Below are 24,328 nucleotides of genomic sequence, written 5' to 3' on the forward strand. Positions count from 1 at the left end.
GCTTTTTTTTTGCATAAAAACTGGCCGCTGCAGCATTGAATGCTGCTGGTATAGCCTCCATGGGGCACTCTCTTTAACAGGCTTGGTTCACGCTTCGGTGATAAGGGCTTGGGTCGCCCTTATTGCTTTGCGGGCACGGGTCATCATACCGGGCCGTTTAAGGACGCCGGTATGAATGTTATGGTTTATTGCAATTGCTTGGGCGGGATACCGGCGCGCTACTGCGGGCGGATATCAGCGATAAAGAAGCCTATCAGCGGCTACGGAAGACAATGCGGCCTTTGCTCAGGTCGTACGGGGTCAGCTCAACTGTGACTTTGTCGCCCGTCAGGATGCGGATATAATTTTTACGCATTTTACCGGAGATATGTGCGGTTACCACGTGCCCGTTTTCCAATTCCACGCGGAACATGGTGTTAGGCAATGTATCCAGTACCGTGCCTTGCATTTCAATATTGTCTTCTTTGGCCATCGAATCCTCTAGGTTTGAATACCATAGTTTTTAACCGGCAAGATAATGCCGAAAAACCCTCATTATGTAAAGAAGTGATGAAGAACAACGCGTCATTCACCGGAATCCGGTTCACTGTTTAAGGTGACGACAGAGAGGGTTTGTGGTTGCCAGCAATGAGGTGCCAGCGTTAAAGGTTGTAACTGACCCAGCAGGGCGAGATAGTCGCGTCGGGGAATATCCCTCGCGCCTAACGAGGCCGTATGTGAGTTCAATACCTGACAGTCTATCAGTTTTCCGCCCTGTTGACTAAAGAAACGGCAAAAAGTCAGCAGGGCAATCTTCGAGGCGTTATCCCGGCGGCTGAACATGGATTCGCCGCAAAACAACGCTCCCTGGGCCACGCCATACATGCCCCCCACCAGGGTATCGCCGTCCCAGACTTCGATGGAGTGCGCCTGGCCGAGCAAGTGCAGCCGCTGATAGGCGATTTCCACTTCCGGACCGATCCAGGTGCCTTCCTGGCCTCGTTCGGCGCAGGACGCCATGACTTCGCCAAAAGCATGATTAAGAGTGATACGGTAGGGGCAGCGCTGCATGATGCGCCTGAGGCTACGGCTGACATGGAACTCTTCGGGGAACAGCACCGCGCGGGGGTCCGGCGACCACCATAATATGACGTCTCCAGGGGAATACCAGGGGAAAATCCCCTGTTGATAAGCGATGAGCAAACGTTCCGGGGATAAATCGCCGCCAAACGCCAGCAGCCCGTTGGGTTCATGCAGCGCTGATGTCGGGGCGGGAAACTGTAATGAATTGGGAGACAGCCGGTATAATCGCATATTACTTCTCGTCATATTCACCTATGCCGGTCAACAGGGCTACCGGGTAATTGTTTGCTGTGCCGCTGATCCGATTATACCCTTCATCTTTCAAGTTGCCGCCTTGCTGTAACTCGAAAGCTATTCGGTATAGACCTCTTCCGGGCGATGATAATGGTAATAGCGGCCCCTGCTTTCCATTAATTCACCATGAGTGCCTTGTTCAGTAAAATTACCCTGGTCCATCACATAAATCCTGTCCATCAGCTCCAGGCCCTGCAGCCGGTGCGTGATGATAACCAGCGTTTTTTGCCGTCCCAGTTGCTGCAATAATGCCAGAATATGCCGCTCGGTGGCGGCGTCAAGCCCTTCCGTGGGTTCATCCAGCAGCAGCAGCGGCGCATCGTGGAGCAGCGCGCGGGCAATGCCGAGCCGGCGTTGCTCACCGCCGGACAGCTGACGTCCGCCTTCGCCCAGCCAGGCATCCAGGCCCTCGGACCCCAGCAGCTTTTCCAGCCCCATGTGTTCCAGCATGGTCCTAAGCTTTGTGTCGTCCGCCGCGGGGGCGCCCAGCAGCAGGTTATCCCGCAGGGTGGCGCTGAAGACATGCACCCGCTGCGGCACCACCGCCATCATGGATCGCAGGGCCGGTTCGCTCCATTGCGAAAGTCCCTGTCCGTTCAGCCGAATTTCACCGGCCTGCGGATCCCAGGCACGGGTGAACAATTGCAGCAGCGTGGATTTGCCGCTGCCGGTATGGCCCAGTATGGCCACGTGTTCCCCGTGGGCGATGTGCAGCGACAGCCCGTTGAGGGCCGGTTGCTTTTGCCCGGGATAGGTGAAGCGGATATTATCCGCCGACAGGGCGGCGCTGTCCGCAGCCTGTGGTCCGTTCGCGGGGAAAGTCACCGCCGGCTCGCGGCGGATGATATCGGTGATGCGCACGGCGGAAGCCATCACCTGACCGAGATGCTGGAAGGCGCCGGCAACCGGGCCGAGGGCTTCAAAGGACGCCAGGGTGGTAAAGACCACCAGCGCAATCCATGCCCCGCCGACGTCGTCGGCCGCCAGCCACAGCAGCAGGGTAACCGCCAGTCCGGTAAGCAGGATAAGCAGGGCCTGGGACAGGGCGGCCAGCCCGGCCTGCCGCTGTTGCCGCCGCTGCCAATGACGTTCTGTTTCATCCAGCTGACGACGGTAGTCCCCGGCGGCGCCGTAGACGGTGAGCTCGGCATTGCCTTGCAGCCAGGTGACCAGATGCAGCCGGTACGCCGCGCGCAGGCGGGTTAAGTCCCGGCCGATGGATTTACCGGCGTGATAGAACAGCGGCGGGAACACAACGAGCACCGCCAGCATCATGGCGCCCAGCGTCAACGCCAGCCTGACGTCCAGGGCGCATAAACCGAGGGTGACCACCAGGGAAACCACCAGCGCGCTCAGCAGCGGCGACAGCACACGCAAATACAGGTGATCGAGAGTATCCACGTCCGCCACCAGACGATTGAGCAATTCGGCCTGGCGAAAACCGGCAATCACGCCGGGGGAGAGGGGCAGTATTTTGGTAAAAATATCGATTCGCAGCTGCTGCAGCACGCGGAAGGTGGCGTCATGGCTTACTACCCGCTCCGCCCAGCGTCCCGCCGTGCGGGTAATTGCCGCGCCGCGGACGCCGGCCGCCGGCAGCATGTAATTGAATGTGTATAACCCCGCCGTTCCCGCCAGGGCCGAGCCGGCCAGGAACCAGCCCGACAGGCTCAATAAGCCGATGCTGGCCAGCAGGGTGACGATGGCCAGCAGCATCCCCAAGGCAATGCGGCCGCCGTGACGGCGATATAACGCTAAAAAGGGCAGTAATACGCGCATAATCAGCATCCTCCGAGGCGATGGGCCAGCAGGCTGGCAAACGGACCGGGTTGGACCGCCAACCCGCTGTAGCGCCCCTGCTGAAGGATTTGGCCGTTGCCCATCACCCAGATGGCATCGAACTCGCGGATATCCGCCAACTGATGGGTTACCATAACCGTGGTCTGCCGGCGGGTTGCGCTGTCCAACGCCTGCATCACCAATGCTTCGCTATGGGCATCCAGGCTGGCGGTGGGCTCGTCCAGCAACAGCAGCGCCGGCGTGCGCAACATGGCCCGCGCCAGGGCGACCCGCTGCGCTTGTCCCACTGACAGCTGCGCGGCGTTTTCCCCCACCGCGCTATGAATTCCCCGAGGCAGCAGCGGCAGGAATTCCCGCACATAGGCAGCGTCCACCGCCCGTTCCAGCTCCTCGCCGCTCGCGTCGGGCTTGCCGAGCAGGATATTGTCCCGCACGCTGTCGGCAGGCAAAAAAGGACTTTGGCTTACCCAGCCGATTTGCCTGCGCCAGTGCTGGGGCGATACGTCCCGTAGCTCATGGCCGTTCAGGCGCAATGAGCCCTCATAGGGCAGGAACCCCAACAAGACGTTCAATAGCGAGCTTTTACCGGCGCCGCTCTCCCCGACAATGGCCACCCGCCGGCCGGCCTCGAGGGTGAAATCCAGCGGACCGGCCAGCCGGCTGCCGTCCGGCGCCAGGATAACCAGTTGCTGCGCGGACAAGGTCAGGGAACCAAAGTCCGGCTCCAGTTCACCGCCCCCCTGTGCGCGGGTGTCGGACTGCAAAAAAGTGACCAGGGATTCCGCCGCGCCCACCGCCTGCGCCTTGGCATGATAAAACGTCCCCAGATCCCGCAGCGGCTGAAAAAATTCCGGCGCCAGGATCAGCACCAGGAAACCGGCAAACAGCGTAACGCCGGCGCCGTAGCTGCCGAAGTGCAGTTCCCCCAGGTAGGAGAAACCGAAATAAACCGCCACCACCGCGATGGAGATGGAGGCGAAAAACTCCAGCACGCCGGAGGAGAGGAACGCCAGGCGCAGTACTTCCATGGTGCGCAGGCGAAAATCGTCGCTGGCGCGGCTGATATGAGCCGTTTCCGCCTGCGCCCGGTTGAACAGCCTCAGCGTATCCAGCCCCCGCAGGCGATCAAGGAAATAGCCGCTCAGCCGGGTCAGCGCCAAAAAGTTGCGCCGGTTGGCGTCGGCGGCGCCCATACCCACCAGGGCCATAAACAGCGGGATCAACGGCGCGGTGCAAAACAGGATCAGCGCCGCCGTCCAGTTGATGGGGAATAAAACCGCCAAAATCAGCAACGGCACCAGCCCGGCCAGGTACATCTGCGGCAGGTAGCGGGCGTAGTAATCCTGCATATCCTCGATCTGCTCCAGCAGCAGGCTGCTCCAGCTCCCGGCGGGTTTACCCTGTATCCAGGCCGGCCCCAGCAGCTCCAGGCGATCGAGCACCTGGCGGCGTATTTCCCGCCGCAGGATGCGGCCGGCGATAAAACCGGCGCGCTCCCGCAGCAGACCGATGACCGCCCGCAGGACAAACAGGGCGGCCAGGGCGAAAAATTCGTTGAGCAGCCCGGCGCGCGGCTGATGGTCCACGATCAGCGCCTGCAGCAGACGGGCCAGCACCCAGGCCTGGGCGACGATAACCACCCCGCTGAACAGGCCCAGCAGCAGCGAGAGGCGGAGCCAGCGCTTCACCAGCGCACTTTGCGATTTGAGCCAACGGACCAGCACGTATTGTCGAGTTTTATTCATTGGAAAACGATTTCAGCCGCTGTGGTATGCATTTAAGGCAAAAATCCCGCGTAGGGATGCGAAAGGCCGGGGCGGCTTTAGGCTGCCCCGGCGAGACGACATATTACCCGGTTGGCGGTAAGGAGAAAATAAGAAGCGGCAATTTAGAGATGGATAGACCCGCATGCTCTCCCGCCGCAGCGTTGGCGTTGGCGGGAGGTTGCCGTTAACGATCGTTGACCGCCGCCAGACCGTCCAGGTAGCGCTCGGCGTCCAGGGCCGCCATACAGCCGGTGCCGGCGGAGGTGATGGCCTGGCGGTAGATATGATCCATCACATCGCCGGCGGCGAACACGCCCGGGATGCTGGTCTGGGTTGCGTTGCCGTGAATACCCGACTGCACGCGGATATAGCCGTTCTCCAGCGCCAGCTGGTCACCGAAAATCGCGGTATTGGGGCTATGGCCGATGGCGATGAATACCCCCGCCACCTCAAGGGCGTCGCTATCGCCGCGAACAACGTGCTTGAGGCGCACGCCGGTCACGCCGCTCTCGTCTCCCAACACTTCCTCCAGCGTCCGGTCGGGATGCAGAACGATATTGCCGTTTTTAACTTTCTCCATCAGCCGGTCGATGAGGATTTTTTCAGAACGGAACGTATCGCGGCGATGAATCAGGTGCACTTCGGCGGCAATATTCGACAGATACAGCGCCTCCTCCACCGCGGTATTCCCGCCGCCCACCACCGCCACTTTCTGGTTGCGATAGAAAAAGCCGTCGCAGGTGGCGCAGGCCGACACGCCTTTGCCCTTGAACGCCTCTTCAGAGGGCAGGCCCAGATAGCGCGCGGAGGCGCCGGTGGCGATAATCAACGCGTCGCAGGTATAAACACCGTTATCGCCCGTCAGGCGAAACGGCCGCTCTTTAAGTTCCACCTGGCTGATATGGTCGAAGATGATTTCGGTGTTGAATTTGGCTGCGTGGGCGTACATGCGTTCCATCAGCAAGGGACCGGTCAGGCCTTCCGGATCCCCCGGCCAGTTTTCCACCTCGGTGGTGGTGGTCAATTGGCCGCCTTGCTCCATACCGGTGATAAGAACTGGGTTGAGGTTGGCCCGCGCGGCATAAACCGCAGCGGTATAACCCGCCGGGCCCGATCCCAGGATAAGTAATTTACTGTGTTTCACCGTTGACATGGTTTCCTCATTTTAGCCGCACTGATTTAGCTATCCGATTGTAAGAAAATTACCAGATTAAGAAAAGAATGCAAAAAGCCATTAGCGATTATTATCATTGTTATGTCCTATCTCTACGGCGTTTTAATGCTCCATCAGGGCATGATCGGGTAAATAAAGCTTTTTTACCCCCTGCCAAGGGCCCTACACCCGATTTTATCGGCATGTTGTTCTGATTTTTGTTGTTTTACTTTGACAATCCGCTGTGCTTTTGCGAAAACATCAGGTAAGAAGAAATTATTCGGTTGGTGTCGATTCGGTTAATCGCCATTCGGATGGTCGGCGGAGCCGCCGATAGGCCGCATGTTCAGCCGGTAAATTTCTTCCAGGCAGAATTCTCTTCTGCCGCTGTCGCGGTTTGGACAGACAGCGTGCGCGGCAGTGGAAATGGCAGACCTTAGAATAAAACAAACAGCAGGTCTTTAAAGCAAACCCTGAAACATTGAAGTCGGCAGGGGTATGGCAAGTGCAGGGAAGGAATGAAGAGAGACAATAATAATGGTAGACAATAAAAAACGCCCGGGAAAAGATCTCGATCGTATCGACCGCAACATCCTTAACGAACTGCAAAAGGATGGACGGATCTCGAACGTCGAACTTTCGAAACGGGTAGGACTATCACCGACCCCTTGTCTGGAACGGGTGCGTCGTCTCGAGCGTCAGGGTTTCATTCAGGGTTATACCGCTTTGCTTAATCCGCATTATCTGGATGCGTCTTTACTGGTTTTCGTTGAGATAACCCTTAATCGGGGCGCGCCCGATGTGTTTGAGCAATTCAATACCGCTGTACAAAAGCTGGAAGAAATTCAGGAATGCCATCTGGTGTCGGGGGATTTTGACTACCTGCTGAAAACGCGGGTGCCGGATATGTCGGCGTATCGCAAGCTGCTGGGTGAAACATTGCTGCGGTTGCCGGGGGTTAACGATACCCGGACCTATGTGGTGATGGAAGAAGTGAAACAAAGCAACAGATTGGTCATCAAAACGCGTTAAGAAACACCACAGGTGCAAAAGACTGCTTTTAAGGTTACACTCCTGTGGATTCATACAGTCTCGGCGCCGGCCAGCACGTCGGCGCTGTTGTTATACCGGTTGAGAAACCTGGAGAGCCTTTCTTGAGCCAGGAATATACAGAAGATAAAGACGTTACGTTAAAAAAAATGAGCAGCGGCCGCAGGTTACTCGAGGCCGTCCTCATAGTCATGGCTATTTTTGCCCTCTATTTGATGATTTCCCTGGTCAGCTTCGATCCGTCCGATCCCAGTTGGTCGCAAACGGCCTGGCATGGGCCTATCCATAATCTGGGGGGCGGCGTTGGGGCGTGGTTTGCCGATACGCTGTTTTTCACCTTCGGCGTGCTGGCATACGCGCTGCCGCCGATTATGCTGATCTTCTGCTGGAACTCTTTCCGTCAGCGGGAGGTGCAGGACTATGTGGATTATTTTGCCTTGGCGCTGCGCCTTATCGGCACCCTGGCGCTGATACTGACCTCCTGCGGCCTGGCCGCGCTCAATGTGGACGATCTCTATTATTTCGCTTCCGGCGGGGTGATTGGCAGCCTGCTGGACAACGCCATGTCACCCTGGTTCAACGGTATCGGCGCCACGCTGACGCTGCTGTGCGTCTGGGCCGCGGGGTTGACCTTGTTCACCGGCTGGTCCTGGCTGACGATCGCTGAAAAAATCGGCGGCGTGCTGCTGGGCAGCCTGACTTTTATGTCTAATCGTTCCCGCCGCGAGGAAGAGTATTACGATGAGGACTATGAGGACGAGGATGAGGCGGGGGATAATCCCGCTACGGCATCGAGCAACCGGCCTGCGGAGGGTGAGGACGGCAGCGATCCGCTGTTCTCCCCGCGCGCCGTGACGGATGCCGGCAGCGCGGCGGCGGTGGCCATGCCGGCCGCCGGTGCGGATATCGCTGCGCCGGCGGCCGGTGCGCAAGCCGGGCCGGCGAACGCCGCGCTTGCGGCCCCTGATGTCTCTTTCGCCGCCGCACCGCTGGCGGGGCAGGCCGCTATTGCGCCAGGCGACCGGACGAGCGCCGCGCTTCAGACACCGGAGGCTATTGTTCCCGCCGCGCCGTCAACCGCAGCCCCCGTGACGGCGGCGCAAGAGGCCGTACCGCAATACCGCTTTGAGCTTCCGGGCGGCCAGTCCGTTCCTCCCGCCGCGCAAAGTGACTTCGCCGATGACGACGACGGTCCCCGGATGGGCAACTGGCTGGCCGCCAGCCAGGATAGCGCCCATACCCCCTATGATTTCAGCGTGGGGCAGCAAAGCAGCGGACAATTGCCTGGCGAGGGCGCCGTGCCGGTGGATCACAGCGCCGCCTCGCTGACCTTTATGCCCGCCTTCAGCGCCATCAGCGATGGCAACCCGCAGGTCAAGCAAGGCATCGGCCCCGAGCTGCCGCGCCCGAACCCGGTGCGGATCCCGACGCGGCGCGAACTGGCGTCATACGGCATCAAATTGCCGTCGCAGCGGGCCGCGGACCACACCCATGGCCTGGCGCAAAGCGACGCGGCCAAATCCCATCCGGCGCTATCCGACGATGAACAGGCCCACCAGCAGGTGGAACTGCACCAGGCGTTCATGGCGCAGCAGGCCCAGCGCTACGGCAGTGACGGCGCCGAGGCGGACGAAGAGGCGGAATGGGAACAGCAGCGTTTGGCCGCCGAATTCAAACGCCAGCAGGATCAGCGCTACGCCGAGGAAAACGACGCACAATCGCCGGACCGGCCGGTGGCGGCCTCGCCGTTATCGCCCAAGGCGGATATCGATCTACAGCGTCATGGGGACTTCAATTTTTCACCCGTGGCGGATTCTACGGACGATGCTCAGGCAGCGCCGCTGTTCACCCTGCCGTCCCGTTATGCGGATCAACACGCGGCGGCAAACCCCGACGAAGACGAGAACCTCCCGGCCCCCTATGCGGCTGATGACGACGAGATAGCGCCGGCGGGACACGGGCATACCGGCGCGGCGGTTACCCCGCCGGCAGCGGGCACGCTCTTAGCCGCAACTGCCCCTCCGGCAATGGATAGCCTGATCCACCCGTTCCTGATGCGTAATGAACAGCCGGTGCAAAAACCCACCACGCCGCTGCCGACGCTGGATTTGCTGACCTCGCCGCCGCTGGAGGATGAACCGGTGGATATGTTCGCCCTGGAGCAGACCGCACGGCTGGTGGAAGCCAGGCTGGCTGATTATCGGGTGAAGGCCGACGTGGTGGGCATTTCCCCCGGGCCGGTGATTACCCGTTTTGAGCTGGATCTGGCGCCGGGGGTAAAAGCGGCGCGGATCTCCAATTTGTCGCGGGATCTGGCGCGCTCGCTGTCCGCGGTGGCGGTGCGCGTGGTGGAAGTGATTCCCGGCAAGCCTTACGTCGGTCTCGAACTGCCGAATAAGCGTCGCCAGACGGTGTATCTGCGTGAAGTGCTGGACTGTGACAAGTTCCGCGAAACGGTGTCCCCGCTGGCCATCGTGCTGGGCAAGGACATTGCCGGCCAGCCGGTGATTGCCGATTTGGCGAAAATGCCGCATTTGCTGGTGGCGGGCACCACCGGCTCGGGTAAATCGGTGGGGGTCAACGCCATGATCCTCAGCATGCTGTTTAAAGCGACGCCGGAAGAAGTGCGCTTTATCATGATCGACCCGAAAATGCTGGAACTGTCGGTGTATGAAGGTATTCCGCACCTGCTGACGGAAGTGGTCACCGACATGAAGGACGCCGCCAACGCGCTGAGATGGTGCGTTGGTGAAATGGAGCGCCGCTACAAGCTGATGTCGGCGCTGGGGGTGCGTAACCTGGCCGGGTACAACGAGCGTATCGAGCAGGCGGCGGCTATGGGCCGGCCGGTGCCGGATCCGTTCTGGAAGCCCGGCGACGGCATGGCGATGTCGCCGCCCATGCTGGAAAAGCTGCCCTATATCGTGGTGCTGGTGGATGAGTTCGCCGACCTGATGATGGCGGTGGGCAAAAAAGTGGAAGAGCTGATTGCCCGCCTGGCGCAAAAGGCCCGGGCCGCCGGTATCCATTTGGTATTGGCTACCCAGCGCCCCTCGGTGGACGTTATTACCGGCTTGATAAAAGCCAATATCCCTACCCGCATCGCATTCACCGTGTCGAGTAAGATAGATTCGCGCACCATTCTCGACCAGTCCGGCGCGGAGTCCCTGCTGGGCATGGGGGATATGCTTTATATGGCCCCCAATTCATCCATACCGGTCCGCGTCCACGGCGCGTTCGTGCGCGACCAGGAAGTGCACGCGGTGGTCAGCGACTGGAAAGCGCGCGGCCGTCCGCAGTATATCGACAGCATTACCAGCGCAGGCGAAGAGGGTGAGGCCGGCGCCGGCGGCCTGGACGGCGATGAAGAGCTGGATCCGCTGTTCGATCAGGCGGTGCAGTTTGTCGTGGATAAACGCCGGGCTTCGATTTCCGGCGTGCAGCGCCAGTTCCGCATCGGCTACAACCGCGCCGCCCGGATTATCGAGCAAATGGAGCTGCAGGGTATCGTCAGTTCGCCGGGGCATAACGGCAACCGCGAGGTCCTGGCGCAGCAGTCAGGGGAATAACGGTAACTGCTGTCTGCGGCCCCTGTGCAAAGATGCGTAAAACGGTGACGATTTCAGAGTATTATCCTATGCCTTATCATCGTTTCTCCGATAGAGTGAGTCGTAACAGGCGGGAGGGGCCGAGAAAGCCCTTGCCACGCCTTTCTTTTTTCAAGGGATATCTATAATGAAAATACGGTTGTTTGCCGCCTGTCTGTTGAGCGCCATGGTTTCGCTGCCGGCGTTGGCCGACGATGCCCAGACATTGCAAAGCCGCCTGAACCAGGTCAACAGCTTCCATGCCAGCTTTACCCAAACCGTCACCAGCGCCGAAGGCGGTTCGGTACAGCAAGGGGAAGGCGAACTGTGGGTCAAGCGGCCCAATTTGTTTAACTGGCATATGACCTCGCCGGATGAAAGCGTACTGATTTCCGACGGCAAAACCTTATGGTTCTATAATCCGTTTGTCGAACAGGTCACCGCCACCTGGCTGAAAAACAGCACCGGGAATACCCCGTTTATGCTGATAACCCGCAACAGCCCGGATGACTGGCGTCAATACAACGTCAAACAGCGGGGCGATGTGTTTGAGCTGACGCCCAAATCCGCTGCCGGAAATTTGAAGCAGTTTACTATCAATGTAAATACCGGCGGCACCATTAACGGTTTCACCGCCGTCGAGCAGGACGGGCAGCGCAGCGCCTATCAACTGAAAAGCCAGATAAACGGCCAGATAGACGCCGCTAAATTCCGCTTCACACCGCCCAAAGGCGTGACGGTGGACGATCAGCGTCAATGAGGTGAGCATGAGCAATCTGTCCCTTGATTTTTCCCGCAACGAGTTCCAGCCGCTGGCCGCGCGCATGCGTCCCGCCACCCTGGAAGAGTATGTCGGTCAGCAGCACCTGCTGGCGCCCGGCAAGCCGTTGCCGAGAGCTATCAAGAACGGACAATTGCACTCCATGATCCTGTGGGGACCGCCGGGCACCGGTAAAACCACGCTGGCGGAACTCATCGGCCGCTACGGTAACGCGGACGTGGAGCGTGTCTCTGCGGTCACTTCCGGCATCAAGGAAATCCGCGAGGCCATCGAGCGCGCGCGCCTCAACCGGGACGCCGGACGCCGCACCATCCTCTTCGTGGACGAAGTGCATCGTTTCAATAAAAGCCAGCAGGATGCCTTCCTGCCCCATGTGGAAGAAGGCACCATCACTTTTATCGGCGCCACCACCGAAAATCCCTCGTTTGAATTGAACTCCGCGCTGTTATCACGGGCCAAGGTCTATCTGCTCAAGGCACTCACCGCCGAAGATATCGAGACGGTACTGTCCCAGGCCATGACGGATCCCGAGCGGGGCTACGGCGGCCAGAATATCGTTTTGCCGGACGAAACCAGGCACATGCTGGCGGAGTGGGTGAATGGCGATGCCCGGCGGGCATTGAACAGCCTGGAAATGATGGTCGATATGGCCGAACCCGATGCCCTGGGCAAGCGGATTTTAACTCCGGCGCTGCTCAAGGAGGTTTCCGGCGAACGAAGCGCCCGCTTTGATAACAAAGGCGATCGCTATTACGATCTGATCTCCGCGCTGCACAAGTCCGTACGCGGTTCGGCTCCCGATGCGGCGCTTTACTGGTACGCGCGCATTATCACCGCCGGCGGCGATCCGCTTTACGTGGCGCGCCGCCTGCTGGCCATCGCTTCCGAAGATGTGGGCAACGCCGATCCCCGCGGCATGCAGGTGGCTCTTGCCGCCTGGGATTGCTTCACCCGGGTCGGCCCGGCGGAGGGCGAGCGCGCCATTGCCCAGGCCATCGTTTACCTGGCCTGCGCGCCGAAGAGCAATGCGGTATACACCGCCTTCAAGGCCGCCATGCAGGATGCTCGGGAAAACACCGATTTCGACGTGCCGGCGCATTTGCGCAACGCCCCCACCAAGCTGATGAAAGAGATGGGACTGGGGGCGGAGTATCGCTACGCCCATGACGAACCTAACGCCTACGCCGCCGGTGAGAACTATTTCCCGCCGGAAATGGCCGCCACGCGCTACTACCATCCCAGCACCCGCGGACTGGAGGCGAAGATTGCTGAAAAGCTTGCCTGGCTTGACGCACAGGATCAAAATAGCCCAACAAAACGCTACCGATAAACAGCCTGTTGCGGTAAGGTGAGCGGGAATAAATGGGTTGCCGCGACAGCCCGAAAAGGCCGCGGGAAGTCTTAAACATCAATCTGATATAAATTTGACAACTCTCACTTTGACGGCTGTCAATTTAACAACAACAAGCACAGGACTAGCATGCTCGATCCTAATCTACTGCGTAATGAGCTGGACGCGGTTGCCGAGAAACTGGCTCGCAGAAGTTTCAAGCTGGATGTCGATACTCTGCGTAAATATGAAGAACGCCGTAAGGTGTTGCAGGTAGAAACCGAAACGCTGCAGGCCGAACGCAATTCCCGATCCAAATCGATCGGCGCGGCGAAAGCCCGTGGAGAAGATATCGAGCCTTTGCGTCAGGAGGTGAATCTTCTGGGTGAGCGCCTGGACGCCGCCAAGGCCGAACTGGATATATTGCAAAATAGTATCCGCGACATGGCGTTGTCCATACCCAACATTCCCGATGACGTGGTGCCCTTCGGCAAAGACGAAAACGATAACCAGGAAATCAGCCGCTGGGGCGAACCCAGGCAGTATGATTTTCCGGTACGCGATCACGTGGCTTTGGGTGAAATGTCCGACGGGCTTGATTTCGCCGCCGCGGTGAAACTGACCGGCACGCGTTTTGTGGTCATGAAAGGGCAGATTGCCCATCTGCACCGGGCGTTGTCGCAGTTCATGCTGGACCTGCACACCGAGCAGCATGGCTATCTTGAAACCTACGTGCCCTATCTGGTGAACCATGCTTCACTGTACGGTACCAGCCAACTGCCGAAGTTCGCCGAAGATTTGTTCCATACCCAGCCCCTCAGTGAAGAAGCCGAGACCAGCGCCTATGCGTTGATTCCCACGGCGGAAGTTCCCCTGACCAATCTGGTGCGGGACGAAATTCTCGACGAAGACGTTCTGCCGCTCAAGATGACCGCCCACACCCCGTGTTTTCGCTCCGAGGCGGGTTCCTACGGTCGCGACACCCGCGGTCTCATCCGCATGCACCAGTTCGACAAGGTTGAAATGGTGCAGGTGGTGAAACCCGAAAACTCCATGCAGGCGCTGGAAGAACTCACCGCCCATGCGGAGAAGGTCCTGCAGTTGCTGAACCTGCCGTACCGTAAAATATTGCTTTGTACCGGCGATATGGGCTTCGCATCCTGCAAAACCTACGACCTGGAAGTGTGGCTGCCGGCGCAGAATACCTACCGGGAAATTTCCTCCTGTTCCAATATCGGCGATTTCCAGGCCCGCCGCATGCAGGCCCGCTATCGCAGCAAAGAGGATAAAAAACCGCGTTTGGTACACACCCTCAACGGCTCCGGCCTGGCGGTGGGACGTACGCTGGTGGCGGTCATGGAAAACTACCAGCTGGCGGACGGCCGGATCGAAATACCGGCGGTGCTGGTGCCCTATATGAAAGGATTGACCCATATCGGTTGATGCAGGCTAACGGCCATCGTGAACGATGGCCGTGATTAAGCGCTAACAGCCTATCCCCTGCCTGTTTCGACCGCCGTCGCTCTCTTTGTCCCCCGATATCCCGCGGTGCCGCAAGCACCATCCTTGCCGCTATTTGTTCCTTTGCGATATGGCGCGCGGTTGCCGGAATAAAACGGCTATTGCAAAAAATGCTGACGCGAATTTAGCCGCATTGACTTTTAATACCGTAGTGGCATGATGCGCACAATTTCTGCATTTTGAGTCCGGTTTCCATCCTATGTCCGTCTATTCCCGCCCGGTGGTGATGTTGCTTACCGGGCTGTTGTCGTTGACCGTTTCCATCGCCGTGCTCAATACGCTGGTGCCCCTGTGGCTGTCCCATGAGTCGCTGCCTACCTGGCAAATCGGGCTGGTGGGGTCGTCCTATTTCACCGGTAATCTGGTGGGAACCCTATTGGCCGGCACGCTGATTAAACGGGTCGGCTTTAACCGCAGCTATCACTTCTCCTGCGTACTCTTTGCCGTTGCCACCCTCGGGCTGGGCTTAACCATCGATTTCGGCAGCTGGCTGCTCTGCCGGTTTGTGGCCGGCGTCGCCTGTGCGCTGGTTTGGGTGGTGGTGGAAAGCGCCCTGATGCGCCGGGGTACGATACGCACCCGCGGACAACTGCTGGCCGCTTATATGATGGTCTATTACATGGGCACGGTCATCGGCCAATTGCTGCTGAGCGGCGTATCCACCGCCTTGATGTCGGTATTGCCCTGGGTAACCGCCCTGATGATCGTGGCGGTGCTGCCGCTGCTGTTCAACCGCATAGACGGACAGGGCACCGAGTCCCCCCGTGCCCCGGTCTGGCCGATGCTGCTGCGCCGCAATGCCCGCCTGGGCATCAACGGCTGCATCATCTCGGGCGTGGTGCTCGGGTCGCTTTACGGCCTGATGCCGCTCTATCTGTCACACCAGGGACTGAGCGACGGCAAGGTGGGATACTGGATGGCGCTGCTGGTGAGCGCCGGTATCGTCGGACAATGGCCGGTAGGTCGCCTGGCGGACCGTTTCGGGCGCTTGATGGTATTGCGGGTACAGGTATTTATGGTCATTATCGGCAGCCTGTCTATGCTGAGCGACGCCGCCATGGTTCCCGCGCTGTTCCTGCTGGGCTGCTCGGGATTCACCCTTTATCCTGTGGCCATGTCATGGGCCTGTGAAAAGGTGCCCACCCATGAACTGGTGGCAATGAACCAAGCCCTGCTGCTCAGCTACACCATCGGCAGCCTGGCGGGCCCGAGCATGACCGCCATACTGATGCAGCGCTATTCGGATCAGTGGCTGTTTGTTATCATCTCCGGGGTAGCCCTGATTTATCTGGTGATGCTGCTGCGCAAAGCGGATAGGCACCATACGCCGGTCACCACCGCCTGATAAAGTGACAAACGGCCTTGGCGTGCAGGCCCGCAATCACTGAAGCTTAAACCAAGCGTGTTAAAGCGCGCCTTGTGGTCGAAGCGGGCGTAGTTTTACCGCCCGCCCGATTAGGCGCCGGCGCTATGCCGCCGGCAATTCACTGCGATTAAGCACCGCGCAATCCTCCGCGTTCTGACGTTCAAAACGCAAGCAGCGCGTATGATAGCGGGCGACACTGTTACGATGGGCCACGCTAACCAGCGTCACGTCCGGCAAGGTTTCCGTCAAGAGCCGGTACATCAGCTGCTCATTCTCATCGTCCAGCGCGCTGGTGGCCTCATCCAGAAACAGAATATCCGGCTTGATCAACAGCGCCCTGGCAAATGCCAGCCTTTGCTGCTCGCCGGGAGACAGCCAATGGCTCCAGTTCAATTCTTTATCCAGCATAGGCCGCAAATGGGCCAGCTGGCATTCATCCAGCATCGACAGCATCTGCTCCCGGCTGAAATGATCCGGCGCTTCCGGATAACACAGCGCCCCCAGCAAACTGCCGATGGGAATATAGCTGCGCTGTGGCAAAAACAGCACTTTCATACCGCTGTGCAAACCAATACCCCCTGAACCATAAGGCCATATACCGGCAATGGCGCGCAGCAGCGTAGACTTACCGCAGCCGGACGGACCCACTATCAACACCTTCTCACCCGGCGCAATGGACTGCGTCGCCCCATGGAACAGCGCCCGCCCGGTGGGAATGGTGAGCGTCAAATCCGTCAATGCCAACGCCTCCCCCGCGGTTGGCTGACGCACGATGTCGGTATTCTGGCTGCTGTGGCGTTCCACCGCGGCGTTGAACCCCGCCAGCCGGTTAATGCAGGCCTTCCAGCTGGCCAACTGGTTAAAGGCGTCGATAAACCAGGACAACGCCCCTTGAATCTCGCCAAACGCAGAGGAAATTTGCATCAGAGTACCGAGCTGGATGGCGCCGGAGAAATAACGCGGCGCCGCCACCAGAATCGGGAAGATAATGGCAAACTGGCCGTAAAAATTACTGGCCACGTTCAGCCGCCGGCTGACGCGCATAATGGACCACCAGTTGGCGCGAATGGCTTCAAACCTGCCGTCCAACTGTTTAGCTTCCCGCGGCTCGCCCTGGTAAAGGGCGATGGCGTCATTGTTTTCACGGATACGGATCAGTCCGAAACGAAAATTCGCCTCAAATCTTTCCTGCTCAAAACCCAAACGTACCAGCGGCCGGCCGACCTTCCATATCAGCAGCGATCCCAGTCCGGCATATAAAATGGCAAACCACACCATATAACCGGGCACCGTGAAAAGATGGCCGCTCAGGGTAACGGAGATGGGACCGCTTACCGACCAGAGAATGGAAATAAAAGAGACAAATGTCACGACGCTTGAAAGCAAACCCAGCGCCAGCGACAGCGTGCCGCTGGTAAGGGCATTCAAATCTTCAGCAATACGCTGGTCGGGGTTATCAACGGTCTGTTGCTGTTCGGTATGGTAATAGACGTGGTGCTGTAACCACTTATCCATATATTGCCGGGTCATCCAGCGCCGCCAATACATTTGCAGGCCCTGGGTCAGGTAGATTTTATAGATGGAGATGACGATAAATATCAGCGCAAGCCAGGTAAAATAGATAAGCTGACTTTTGAATACCGGGAAATTTTTATTCTGCAGCGCATCGTAAAATACCCGGTTCCATTGGTTAAAAAGAACGCTGATATACACCGTGGTTAAAGAGAGGATAACAATCACCGCCAGCATTCCCCAGGCACGCCACTTTTCCTCGGAACGCCAAAAGGGCTTTATCAACTGCCACACTTCCCGCCAGTGCGCGGTTTTAATTTCTGCTGCTTTCATATGTTAGCGATCATTTCAATTGCCAAAGCCATCATAATACGTCATCACTGGAAACTTCTCTGGAAAAAATAGGCCAGTTTGGTAAGTAAACATGTAATGTACAGGCGCTTTATTGACAATAGGCAAGCGGGGAAGGGACGGATAACCAGGCAGAACACCCGCCCTGCCGAAAGCTGTCCCGGCAGGGCGGAGAAAGATACGGTCTGAAAATACGTTATTATACCCGTCATACTTCAAGTTGCAGGTAGGTTGTTTTTCTGCAACTCGAATTATTCAGGGTATATCACGAGCAGCGGCGGGGCAGCAGTTAATACATCACTTTATGGCCGTACCCGGCCAAAATAGCTTTTACATGCTCCATGGTTTCCGTGGTGGGAGGATTCACTCCTTCGAGCTTATATTCTTCACCCATGGCTATCCATTTGTGTTTACCCAGCTCATGGTAGGGCAACAATTCGATTTTTTCGATATTGGCCATATCCTTGGTGAATTCACCCAGCATATGCACCGATTTATCATCATCGGACCAGCCGGGCACCACCACATACCGCAGCCAGGTGCGTTTGTTGATCTTTTGCAGATAGCGGGCAAAATCCAGCACGCGGTGGTTGGAAACGCCCACCAGGTTTTGATGGATATCGTCGTTCATTTCCTTGATATCGAGCATCACCAGGTCGGTCACGTCCAGCAGTTCGTCAATGACCTCATCGTAACGCCGCACGTAGCCGTTGGTGTCAAGGCAGGTATTGATGCCTTCGGCATGGCAGGCGCGAAACCAGTCGCGCACGAATTCAGCCTGCAAAATCGCCTCGCCGCCGGACGCGGTGACGCCGCCGCCGGAAGCATTCATAAAGTGCCGGTAGGTGACCACCTCTTTCATGATCTCCTCAACGGATATTTCGCGTCCGGCGTGCAAATCCCAGGTGTCGCGATTGTGGCAATAGAGGCAACGGAGCAGGCAGCCCTGGAAGAAAATGATAAAACGAATGCCCGGACCATCGACGGTACCGCAGGATTCAAACGAATGGATGCGACCAAGTACTGACATTGCGGGGTTTTCTCCATCTTTGCAGGAAGTGTGTTTTGGCTGAACGACTCTGTTTATCTGCTGCTTATCTGCTTAAAGTAGCGCTTTCAGCCAAAGCATATTCGCCTGAACGTGCTGACAATCACCCGGTGCAGGTGATAAAAAGGCCCCACTTTCGTGGAGCCTTTATTTTACGCCTTTTCAGACGGTGAGGGAAATTACATCGACGCCGTGAAGGTACGGGTGATAACGTCCTTCTGCTGTTCTTTGGTCAATGAATTGAAGCGTACCGCATAACCGGACACACGGATGGTCAGGTTCGGGTAGTCTTCCGGATGTTCCATGGCCGCCAGCAGCATTTCACGGTTCATCACGTTGACGTTCAGATGCTGACCGCCTTCCACGCCGGCTTCATGATGGAAGTAACCGTCCATCAAACCTGCCAGGTTGGCTTTACGTACGTCGTCATCCTTGCCCAGTGCTTTAGGCACGATGGAGAAGGTATAAGAAATACCGTCTTTCGCGTAGGCAAACGGCAGTTTGGCAACGGAGGTCAGAGAAGCGACAGCGCCTTTCTGGTCACGACCATGCATCGGGTTGGCACCCGGTCCGAACGGCGCGCCTGAACGACGTCCGTCAGGAGTGTTACCGGTCTTCTTACCGTAAACCACGTTAGAGGTAATGGTAAGAATGGACTGAGTCGGCACAGCGCCACGGTAGGTCGGCAGTTTCTGAATCTTCTTCATGAAACGTTCAACCAGGTCGCAAGCGATGTCATCGACGCGGGAGTCGTTGTTACCGAACTGCGGGTATTCGCCTTCGATGTCGAAGTCAACGGCCATGCCTTCAGCATCACGTACCGGTTTGACCTTGGCGTACTTGATGGCGGACAGTGAGTCGGCGGCGACGGACAGACCGGCGATGCCGCAAGCCATGGTGCGATAGACATCACGGTCATGCAGGGCCATCAGCGATGCTTCGTAGCTGTATTTATCATGCATATAGTGAATGATGTTCAGCGCGGTGACATACTGCTTGGCCAGCCAATCCATGAAGTGATCCATGCTGTTTAGCACGGTATCGTAATCCAGGACTGCGTCGGCAATCGGCGCGGTTTTCGGACCGACCTGGATTTTGGCTTTTTCGTCCATGCCGCCGTTGATTGCGTACAGGACCATTTTAGCCAGGTTGGCGCGGGCGCCGAAGAACTGCATTTGTTTGCCGACAACCATCGGGCTTACGCAACAGGCAATGGCGTAATCGTCATTGTTGAAATCGGGACGCATCAGGTCGTCGTTTTCATACTGTACGGAAGAGGTATCGATGGAAACCTTGGCGGTAAATTTCTTCCAGCTGATCGGCAATTTTTCCGACCACAGAATGGTCATGTTCGGTTCCGGAGCCGGCCCCATGGTGTACAGGGTGTTCAGGAAGCGGAAGCTGTTTTTGGTAACCAGGGTACGGCCGTCAACGCCCATGCCGCCCAGTGATTCAGTGGCCCAAATCGGGTCGCCGGAGAACAGTTCGTCATATTCAGGAGTACGCAGGAAACGGACCATACGCAGTTTCATGACCAGATGGTCAATCAGTTCCTGAGCCTGTTCTTCAGTGATTTTGCCGGCTTTCAAATCGCGTTCGATGAAGATATCCAGGAACGTGGAAGTACGGCCGAAGGACATTGCAGCGCCGTTCTGGGATTTAACCGCGGCCAGGTAGCCGAAGTAGGTCCATTGAACAGCTTCTTGAGCGGTGGTGGCCGGGCCGGAAATATCGCAGCCGTATTTGGCGGCCATTTCTTTGATTTGACCCAAAGCGCGATGCTGGTCGGCGATTTCTTCACGCAGACGGATGGTGGCTTCCAGGTCTTCGCCGTTTTCCAGTTTGCTTTGCAAAGAGGTGAACTGGGCGAATTTGTCTTTCATCAGGTAGTCGATACCGTACAGCGCGATGCGACGGTAATCGCCAATGATGCGGCCACGGCCGTAGGCGTCGGGCAGGCCGGTCAACGCACCGGTCTTACGGCATTTCAGAATGTCGGGAGTATAGACATCGAATACGCCCTGGTTATGGGTTTTACGGTATTCGGTGAAGATTTTTTTCAGCTGCGGGTCCAGCTCGCGATCGTAGGCTTTGCAGGAGCTTTCAACCATCTTGATGCCGCCGAACGGGATAATAGCGCGTTTCAACGGTGCATCAGTTTGCAGGCCGACGATTTTTTCCTGGCTTTTATTGATATAGCCGGCGTCATGGGACGTAATGGTAGCCGCAACATCGGTATCGAAATCCACCGGCGCATGGGTGCGGTTTTCGGTTTTGATGCCTTCCATTACCTTCGCCCACAGGGCGGTAGTGGCGGGAGTCGCACCGGCCAGGAAGGCTTCGTTGCCTTCATAAGGAGTATAGTTTTTTTGGATAAAGTCACGAACATTGACTTCATTCTGCCAGTCGCCTTTGCTGAAACCTTCCCAAGCAGTGGCTAGTTTTGTGTTCAGATCGGTCATTTTATACCTACCTTCTAATGTGGATTTCTTAAAACCCGGCTTCACGGCGGACCAAATTAATGGTTATTTCCACCGCGCAGATAAATTACCCAATACGTTAACCCTACCAGTAACCCCCCGCCGATGATGTTGCCAATCGTTACCGGAATCAGGTTGTCGATAATAAAGTTACTTACGGTAAGATGTGAAAACTGGTCGGGCGCCATGTTAATGGCTTGCCAGAACTCCGGACCAGCAAAATTCTTAATCACAATACCCATTGGGATCATAAACATATTGGCGATGCTGTGTTCAAAACCGCTGGAAACAAACATCGCGACAGGGAATATCATGGCGAACATTTTGTCCATCAGGCTGCGGCCGGAATAACTCATCCATACCGCCAGACAGACCAGCAAATTCGCCAGAATCCCAAGACACACCGCCTCGATAAAAGTGTGATGCACTTTATGGTCGGCAGTCTGCAAAACGTTCAGGCCCCAGCCGCCGTTGGCGACCATATGCTCCCCGGAAAACCAGATAAGCGCCACGAAGAACAACGCGCCGATAAAGTTGCCGATGTAAACGTTGATCCAATTACGCGCCAACTGCCCCCAGGTGATGCGTCCGCTGGCCTTGGCGACCATAATCAGCACTGTGGAAGTGAACAGGTCCGCGCCGCACACCACCACCAGCATCAGGCCTAAGGAGAAACATACCCCGCCCACCAGTTTGGCGATGCCGTAAGGCATTGCGGTGGTACCCGTGGTGGCGGTGATATAAAAAGCGAAAGCGATGGAGATGAACACGCCTGCGGTTATCGCCAGGAAAAACGTTTTTGCCGGTTGTTTGGTTGCTTTATAAACGCCGGCTTCTTCAGCGACTTTTGCCATGGCGGCAGGCAAGAGTAAATCAAATGGGTTGTCAGCTTTCACACTAACTCTCTCGGTGAATAATTAAACGTTGTAATTCTAACAAAGCAGTATAGTGCAAAAATTGACTTGGATCATAATGGGCCGAACTTAACGGCCTTTCGGGTAGGGGAAATGGGGTAAATTAATTATAAGTTATTGATTTTTAAGTTAAAAATAAAGTTTAATAATTACACAAAGATTTGAAAACGGCATTTTTTGCACTTTTATGAACGTTATGAAATAGCATCGCATATAGCCGCAATGTTTCATCAGAGCAATAAAAACAACCAAATTTCACTTCACGATAACAATAAACTATTTATTGGAACCTTGGCGAGCATTATATTTCGCCAAACGCCCGGCGATAATGCTCAATGTCATCGGCGCTAAATAAAGACATGATTTATGTAGGGTTATTGCACCCGCTCGCCGTGACGACGGATAAATTTATTTTATCTTCCCCCCGCCGGACCGTAACGGCGGGGGGAAAAGAGCGTAGCGCTTATCTTTCCGGCTCCGGGATCCTACCGCCAGTAGCGGCGTTTTGCCAACTGCAATTTTTCATAGGCGGCCAGTAGGGCGCGATGGGCCGGCAGCGCGTGCAGATCGCCGTCGATGGTAAACAGGCCGGCAAAGCACTGCTTGCCCCGCAGTGCGGCGTTAGCGCTGGCAAGCGTGGCGGCACCGTACATGCGTTCGAACGCGGTGCGGTACTGCGCTGGATCCCGGCCGGACTCCTGGGCGAGCAGAAGGAGGGTTTGCAAACAGCGGTAATAATTTTCACGCTGCGGCGAAAATACCGAACTATTGAAATCCAGGGTCCATTCGGTCCAGATCAACGCCTGTTCGAGGTCGCCTCCCGCGAGCGCCAGCATGGCTTTCAACTCTCCCACCCGCAGGGTGAACCAACCGTTGTCCCGGCCGGTGGCCAGGCCCAGCAGCTCACGCACCCGGGTGAAATCGTCCAGCCCTTCATCATCAAGCCGCTCGATAAATGCCAGATACCGCTCCGGGGGCCACTGGCTTTCCGGCAGGCTTAGCAGCTCGTCGCGCAGATGGGCGGCCATGGTGTTATTGGCGAACAATAAATCCTCCGCCGGATAGATATCGGACATGCCCGGCACCAGTATACGGCAGGCATAAACGCCCAAATGCTCGTAGTCCGCGATATAGACCTCTGCCTCCTTTCGCCGGAAAATCTCCATCATGGCGGCGAATTCCGCGCCGGTGGTGCCGCTGAAATTCCAATCCACAAAGGGATAATCGGCATCCTCTTTAAACAGATCCCAGGAGATAAGCCCGCTGGAGTCAATAAAATGCGTTTCCAGGTTGGTTTGCTCCGCCACTTCCTCGTCGTCAAAGGTAGGCGGGGTAAAGACATCCAGATCTTTCAGGCTGCGGCCCTGCAACAGCTCGGTCACGGTGCGCTCCAGCGCCACGCCGAAATCCGGATGCGCGCCGAAAGAAGCAAAACAGGTGCCGTTGGCGGGATTGAACAGCACGACGCAGATAACCGGGTATTCGCCGCCAAGGGATGCGTCATAGGCGAAAATGGGAAAGCCTTCCTCTTCCAGCCGGCTAATGGCCGCCAAAACGCCGGGATAGCGGTCCAGTACCGTTTGGGGTATGAGCGGCAGACTGATGGATTCGGCGATGATGCGGTTTTTGATATGGCGTTCAAAAACTTCGGACAGCGCCTGTACCCGCGCTTCATTGGCGGTATTGCCCGCCGACATGCCATTGGATACATAGAGATTGCCGATGATATTCATCGGGATATAGATAACCGCCTGGTCCGATTGCCGGGTAAACGGCAGGGCGCAGATGCCGCGCTCTTTATTGCCGGATTGCAAATCCACCAGCGCGCCGGCCCGCAGCGCCCCGTCGGGATCGTAAAAATTCCGCAGCCGATCGTCCAGGATGCCGTGCGGCAACGTATCATCCGCCGTCAGGGGAAACCACTTTTCGTTGGGATAGTGCACAAAATCGCCCTGGGCGATGCTGTGGCCGAGATAAAAATCGGCAAAGAAATAATTGGTGGAAAGCCGCTCGAAATACTCCCCCAGAGCAGAGGCCAGCGCGGCCTTTTTACTGGCGCCTTTGCCGTTGGTGAAACACAGGGGGCAGTCGCGATCGCGGATATGCACTGACCAGACATGGGGAACCGGGTTGAGCCAGGAGGCCTCCTCAATATTAAAACCCAGCGCCGACAATTGTTGATAAAATCGCTGGATGGAGTCTTCGAGGGCGGCGTCTTTACCGGGGATAAATGTCTGGGTCATAAGGCTCACTTTATTATCGTCGCTAAACCGGCATAATACGGTGTTTTGCCTTCAGGCTCCACGTATTCTC

Annotated in this window: 16 protein-coding genes; 6 read left to right on the forward strand and 10 right to left on the reverse strand. The window is 57.1% G+C overall.

The annotated features are described in order from the left end of the window. Positions 1-253 precede the first annotated feature (253 nt). From infA to trxB, 5 genes are all read right to left on the reverse strand, one after another. Positions 254-472: a translation initiation factor IF-1 gene (gene infA / locus ACL2XO_RS09565; protein WP_002211347.1), complete on the reverse strand. Its 219-nt coding sequence runs from the start codon at positions 470-472 to the stop codon at positions 254-256. 92 nt (positions 473-564) lie between these two features. Then, a complete protein-coding gene (aat, locus tag ACL2XO_RS09570) occupies positions 565-1,293 on the reverse strand; it encodes a leucyl/phenylalanyl-tRNA--protein transferase (protein WP_132927828.1) in 729 nt (242 codons plus the stop codon). Positions 1,294-1,413: 120 nt separating this feature from the next. Continuing rightward, a complete protein-coding gene (gene cydC / locus ACL2XO_RS09575; protein WP_413742594.1) occupies positions 1,414-3,135 on the reverse strand; it encodes a heme ABC transporter ATP-binding protein/permease CydC in 1,722 nt (573 codons plus the stop codon). A gap of 2 nt (positions 3,136-3,137) precedes the next feature. Next, on the reverse strand, positions 3,138-4,901 hold the full coding sequence (cydD, locus tag ACL2XO_RS09580) for a heme ABC transporter permease/ATP-binding protein CydD (RefSeq protein ID WP_413742595.1): 1,764 nt from the start codon (positions 4,899-4,901) through the stop codon (positions 3,138-3,140). Positions 4,902-5,106: 205 nt separating this feature from the next. Further along, positions 5,107-6,075, reverse strand: coding sequence for a thioredoxin-disulfide reductase (trxB, locus tag ACL2XO_RS09585; RefSeq protein WP_203522219.1), 969 nt, complete (start codon positions 6,073-6,075; stop codon positions 5,107-5,109). Positions 6,076-6,612: 537 nt separating this feature from the next. Between trxB and lrp the strand changes: the two genes are divergently transcribed. The 6 genes from lrp (at position 6,613) to ACL2XO_RS09615 (ending at position 15,689) form a co-directional block, all read left to right on the forward strand. Continuing rightward, positions 6,613-7,107, forward strand: a complete 495-nt coding sequence (lrp, locus tag ACL2XO_RS09590) for a leucine-responsive transcriptional regulator Lrp (RefSeq protein WP_005287608.1) — start codon at positions 6,613-6,615, stop codon at positions 7,105-7,107. Positions 7,108-7,229: 122 nt separating this feature from the next. Beyond that, entirely contained in the window at positions 7,230-10,694 is a 3,465-nt protein-coding gene (locus tag ACL2XO_RS09595; RefSeq protein WP_413742596.1) for a DNA translocase FtsK 4TM domain-containing protein, read from the forward strand. A gap of 166 nt (positions 10,695-10,860) precedes the next feature. Beyond that, complete coding sequence (lolA, locus tag ACL2XO_RS09600; RefSeq protein ID WP_413723784.1) at positions 10,861-11,472, forward strand: outer membrane lipoprotein chaperone LolA; 612 nt, start codon at positions 10,861-10,863, stop codon at positions 11,470-11,472. Positions 11,473-11,479: 7 nt separating this feature from the next. Further along, positions 11,480-12,823 carry a replication-associated recombination protein A gene (locus ACL2XO_RS09605; RefSeq protein ID WP_413742597.1) on the forward strand — a complete coding sequence of 448 codons (1,344 nt, stop codon included), beginning with the start codon at positions 11,480-11,482 and terminating at the stop codon, positions 12,821-12,823. 150 nt (positions 12,824-12,973) lie between these two features. Then, the gene (gene serS / locus ACL2XO_RS09610) at positions 12,974-14,266 is read left to right on the forward strand and encodes a serine--tRNA ligase (RefSeq protein ID WP_132922657.1); all 1,293 of its coding nucleotides are present in this window, start codon (positions 12,974-12,976) and stop codon (positions 14,264-14,266) included. Between the two features lie 277 nt (positions 14,267-14,543). Further along, positions 14,544-15,689 carry an MFS transporter gene (locus ACL2XO_RS09615; protein ID WP_413723785.1) on the forward strand — a complete coding sequence of 382 codons (1,146 nt, stop codon included), beginning with the start codon at positions 14,544-14,546 and terminating at the stop codon, positions 15,687-15,689. Between the two features lie 123 nt (positions 15,690-15,812). Here the strand turns inward: ACL2XO_RS09615 and ACL2XO_RS09620 are convergent, their stop codons facing one another. The 5 genes from ACL2XO_RS09620 to ycaO all read right to left on the reverse strand — a co-directional run bounded on the left by ACL2XO_RS09620 (position 15,813) and on the right by ycaO (position 24,258). Further along, positions 15,813-17,555: an ABC transporter ATP-binding protein/permease gene (locus tag ACL2XO_RS09620; RefSeq protein WP_132922655.1), complete on the reverse strand. Its 1,743-nt coding sequence runs from the start codon at positions 17,553-17,555 to the stop codon at positions 15,813-15,815. Positions 17,556-17,862: 307 nt separating this feature from the next. Then, entirely contained in the window at positions 17,863-18,603 is a 741-nt protein-coding gene (pflA, locus tag ACL2XO_RS09625) for a pyruvate formate lyase 1-activating protein (RefSeq protein WP_132922654.1), read from the reverse strand. A 197-nt stretch (positions 18,604-18,800) separates the two neighbouring features. After that, complete coding sequence (gene pflB / locus ACL2XO_RS09630) at positions 18,801-21,083, reverse strand: formate C-acetyltransferase (protein WP_413723787.1); 2,283 nt, start codon at positions 21,081-21,083, stop codon at positions 18,801-18,803. 56 nt (positions 21,084-21,139) lie between these two features. Further along, a complete protein-coding gene (gene focA / locus ACL2XO_RS09635; RefSeq protein WP_132922652.1) occupies positions 21,140-21,997 on the reverse strand; it encodes a formate transporter FocA in 858 nt (285 codons plus the stop codon). Positions 21,998-22,500: 503 nt separating this feature from the next. Continuing rightward, positions 22,501-24,258, reverse strand: a complete 1,758-nt coding sequence (ycaO, locus tag ACL2XO_RS09640; protein ID WP_413742598.1) for a 30S ribosomal protein S12 methylthiotransferase accessory factor YcaO — start codon at positions 24,256-24,258, stop codon at positions 22,501-22,503. Between the last annotated feature and the right edge of the window lie 70 nt (positions 24,259-24,328).

It is taken from the genome of Sodalis sp. RH15 (assembly GCF_047324255.1).
In the GTDB taxonomy this organism is placed as follows: Bacteria; Pseudomonadota; Gammaproteobacteria; order Enterobacterales; family Enterobacteriaceae; genus Acerihabitans; species Acerihabitans ligni.